This window comes from Kitasatospora sp. MY 5-36 (assembly GCF_001182915.1).
Classification (GTDB): Bacteria; Actinomycetota; Actinomycetes; order Streptomycetales; family Streptomycetaceae; genus Kitasatospora.
In genome coordinates, this window is sequence record NZ_LFVW01000931.1 from 1 (window position 1) to 3195 (window position 3195).

The 3195-nt window shown below is 74.1% G+C and carries 4 protein-coding genes and 1 pseudogene; all 5 read right to left on the bottom strand.

The features are described from left to right. Positions 1-609: pseudogene (locus AE652_RS38395) on the bottom strand (hypothetical protein); the annotation flags it as partial. 150 nt (positions 610-759) lie between these two features. Further along, positions 760-1344, bottom strand: coding sequence for a GNAT family N-acetyltransferase (locus AE652_RS38400; RefSeq protein WP_369808369.1), 585 nt, complete (start codon positions 1342-1344; stop codon positions 760-762). Between the two features lie 38 nt (positions 1345-1382). After that, on the bottom strand, positions 1383-1901 hold the full coding sequence (locus AE652_RS38405; RefSeq protein WP_049660037.1) for a molybdenum cofactor biosynthesis protein B: 519 nt from the start codon (positions 1899-1901) through the stop codon (positions 1383-1385). After that, entirely contained in the window at positions 1898-2338 is a 441-nt protein-coding gene (gene moaC / locus AE652_RS38410) for a cyclic pyranopterin monophosphate synthase MoaC (RefSeq protein ID WP_049660041.1), read from the bottom strand. Before moaC ends, AE652_RS38405 begins: the two co-directional genes overlap by 4 nt. A 127-nt stretch (positions 2339-2465) precedes the next feature. Next, on the bottom strand, positions 2466-3195 hold a 730-nt coding region (gene glp / locus AE652_RS38415; RefSeq protein WP_049660043.1), incomplete at its 5' end, for a gephyrin-like molybdotransferase Glp.

Sequence of the window (3195 nt, forward strand, 5' to 3'; positions counted from 1 at the left end):
CTCGGCCAGGGCGCCGGCCGGCGGCCGGGCCTCGGCGCGCTGCTGCTCGCGCTTGCGCAGCCGCTCGGCGGCCTGGGCGGCCCGGACCCGGTCGAGCTTCACCTCGTACCGCTGGCGCTCCAGCCGGCGCAGGTGGCCGATGTACAGGGTGAGGAGGACCGCCGGGACCGCCGGGACCCAGAGGAAGGCGAGTCCGGCCACCGCGGCGACCACCGCGCCGAGCGCGAAGGAGAGGAAGAGGGCGGTGACCATCCGGCGCCGGCGGGCCAGCAGCCGCGCCCGGCGCTCGGTGCCGGCCCGCGGCTCGGGGCCCGGCCGCTCGGCCGGGCGCTGCACCGGGGGTTCGGGCTCCCGTGCGGGGTCGCCGGAGGCGGTCTCGTCCCGTTCGGGAGGACCGTCGTCGCTCTGCTCGTCACGCGGTTCGTCACCCAGGGCCCGGGCTGCCCGCCGCTCCAGCCCCGAACGCCCGGCCAGCAGGCGGATGGCGGTGCTGAAGCGTTCCGTCGGGCGCGCCTCGTTGAGTTCGTCCTGCCTGCGGAGCCACATCGGCACCAGATAGGCGGCCCAGGCCCCTACGATGACGGCGTAGATAAGGCCGCTACTGCTCACGATTCACACCGTACGGGCGCTGGGGAAGGCCTGGCAGCAATTTGGTGCGGCGTGTCGTGTGATCAAGCTGATTCTCCGACTATTTTGCCGCTATTTGTGCGGGTCCGGTGCCCCGGCGATGCCATATCGATATTTCTTTCGAACATACATTCAATTACGTGTCCCGCGCCCGGAACTGAGCGCGCGCCAGCGCTCCAGCATCCCCTCCGGGACCTCCTCGTCGGTCAGCGCGTAGACGAGGTGGTCGCGCCAGTCGCCGTCGATGTGGAGATAGCGCGGACGGATTCCCTCCGAGCGGAAGCCGAGCTTTTCCACCACCCGTCGGCTCGGGCCGTTCTCCGGGCGGATGCAGACCTCGATCCGGTGCAGTCCGAGCGTGCGGAAGCAGTAGTTCACCGAAAGGGCCACGGCGGTCGGGATGATGCCCCGGCCCGCCACCTCCTCGTCCACCCAGTACCCGATGTTCGCCGAGCACATCGATCCCCAGGTGATCCCGCCGACGGTCAACTGGCCGACCAGCTGGCCCTTGTGGACCACGACGAAGGGCAGCATCCGGCCGGCCGAGGCCTCGCCGCGCAGGAAGCGGACCATCTGCCGGTAGGTCGGCCGGGCGCCGGCCGCCTGGCCCGCCGGGCCGGGCGGCACGGTGGCCTCCCAGCGGCGCAGCCAGTCCCGGTTGCGGCGGCTCACCTCCTGCCACTCGCGCTGGTCGCGGGCCCGGATGGGGCGCAGCACGACCTCACCCTCGTGGAGTTCTACCGGCCAGCCGGCGTTCAGTGCCCTCTCCTGGATGCTGGAGCCCCGGGTGCCGGGGCGTCGGTCCGGGGGTGGTCCCCGCCGCCGAGCTGGTCGACGGCGTGGGCGAGCAGCGGCTCCAGGACGGCGAGGCCGTCCCTGACGCCGCCGGTCGAGCCCGGCAGGTTGACGATCAGGGTACGTCCGGCGAGGCCGGCGAGCCCGCGGGAGAGCGCCGAGGTCGGCACCTTCTCCCGGCCGTACGCGCGGACGGCCTCGGCGATGCCGGGGACCTGGCGGTCGATCACCCGGGCGGTCATCTCGGGGGTGAGGTCCATCGGCGAGATGCCGGTGCCGCCGGTGGTCAGCACCACGTCGTAGCCGGCCGCGACGGCCTCGCGCAGCACGGCCTCCACCGGCTCGCCGTCCGGGACGACCCGGGGGCCGTCGGCGGTGAAGCCCATCGCGGTCAGGCCGGCCACCAGCAGCGGGCCGCCCCGGTCCTCGTAGACCCCGGCCGAGGCCCGGTTGGAGACGGTGACCGCCAGGGCCCTCACCGCGCCACCTCCGGGGCGAACCAGTCGCCGCTCTTGCCGCCGGTCTTGCTCAGCACCCGGACGGACTCGATCGTGGCGCCCTTGTCCACCGCCTTGACCATGTCGACGACGGTCAGCCCGGCCACCGCGACGGCGGTCAGCGCCTCCATCTCGACGCCGGTGCGGTCGGCGGTCTTCACGGTGGCGGTGATCTCGACCGCGTCGTCCGCGACGGCGAGGTCGACCTTGACGCCGGAGACCGCGATCGGGTGGCAGAGCGGGATCAGCTCCGGGGTCTTCTTGGCGCCCATGATCCCGGCGATCCGGGCCACCGCGAGGGCGTCGCCCTTGGGCACGCCCTCGCCGCGCAGCAGGCGGACCACCTGCGGGGAGACCCGCACCCGGCCGGCCGCCACGGCGGTGCGCGCGGTGGCGGCCTTCTCGGACACGTCGACCATCCGGGCCGCGCCCTGGTCGTCGACGTGGGTGAGGCGGTCGCCGGGGGGAGGTGTCGTCACGGGTAACTCCAGGGGCGCGCAGGTCGAATACCGCGCTACCGTACCGTTCCCCGGTCCCGGGGGCCGATCAGGCGTCCAGCAACACCACGTCCACCTCGCTGCCGGCCAGCAGTTCGGTGGTCTCCTCGGGGACGGTGATCAGGCAGTCGGCCCGGGCCAGCGCGCCCACCAGGTGCGACCCGGCGCCGCCGACCGGCTCGACCGTGCCGTCGGCCGCCGAGTAGCGGCCGCGCAGGAACTGCCGGCGGCCGGCCGGGGAGCGCAGCGGGGACGGGCAGAGCGCGCGGACGACCGGGCGGTGCACGTCGGCGGCGCCGAGCATGGTGCGGATGACCGGGCGGACGAAGAGCTCGAAGGAGATGTAGGCGCTCACCGGGTTGCCGGGCAGGGCGAGCAGCGGCACCCCGGCCGCGCCGCCGATCCGGCCGAAGCCCTGCGGCTTGCCGGGCTGCATCCGCAGCCGCCGGAAGTCGACCCCGCCGTAGGACTCGAAGACCTCCTTGACCACGTCGTACGCGCCGACGCTGACCCCGCCGCTGGTGACGATCAGGTCGGCCCGGCCGAGCTGGTCCTCCAGGACGGCGCGCAGCCGGTCGGCGTCGTCCGGGACGGCGCCGACCCGGAAGGCGATGGCGCCGGCGTCCTGGGCGGCCGCGGTGAGGGCGAAGCTGTTGGAGTCGGCGATCTGCCCGGGGCCGACCGGCTCGCCGGGCTGGACCAGCTCGCTGCCGGTGGACAGCACCACGACCCGGGGGCGGGGGCGGACCTTCATCCTGGCCGAACAGCCCGAGGGCCTC

Excerpts from the sequence above, each read along its gene's own strand:
- moaC (WP_049660041.1), bottom strand. The coding sequence starts at position 2,338 with ATGGTCGACGTGTCCGAGAAGGCCGCCACCGCGCGCACCGCCGTGGCG.